This window comes from Hydrogenophaga intermedia, from assembly GCF_023715105.1.
Classification (GTDB): domain Bacteria; phylum Pseudomonadota; class Gammaproteobacteria; order Burkholderiales; family Burkholderiaceae_C; genus Hydrogenophaga; species Hydrogenophaga intermedia_A.
In genome coordinates, this window is the sequence record NZ_JAMBNO010000092.1 from 1 (window position 1) to 486 (window position 486).

1 pseudogene is annotated in these 486 nt (G+C 60.9%); it reads right to left on the reverse strand.

Annotated elements, in window-relative coordinates:
• Nucleotides 1-451 (reverse strand): annotated as a pseudogene (locus M3149_RS22710) (hypothetical protein); the annotation flags it as partial.
• Nucleotides 452-486: the final 35 nt, after the last annotated feature.

Here is a 486-nt window from a genome sequence, read left to right on the forward strand (position 1 = left end):
GCTGCGCGCGCGGCCACCAGCCTACGGTCAGCCAGGCTAATATACCCGCTAAGGCACTCCAATACAGCATGTACCAAGCAAAGGCAGTAGCGTAGTGCCCAAACCCATTCAGGGCCGAGTAGGCCAGCGGCGGGGCTACCGCGTAGCGCAGCAGGTAGTGCTCCAGGCCCAGCTTGCGACTGAAAACCAGCCCTAGGGCGAGCAGCATATTGAGTAGCATGCCCAGGTACTTATTTGGCGTTAGGGCCTGGACGAAAACGGCCAGGATGGCAAAGAGTACCAACGGCAAGCCGCTGTAGTAGAATAACGACAAATAGAGGGGCAGTTCCAGGTCGGTGTAGCCGTTGGTGAGCTGCAACGCCAGGCCGATGCCGATGTTGACGCTGACCAGGACAGCCACCAAGCTGCCCAGGGTCAGGCACTTGGCCGCCCACACGCTGGCGGTGGGCACGGGAGTGCTGTAGAGCAGGCCCTGCATGTTAGCGG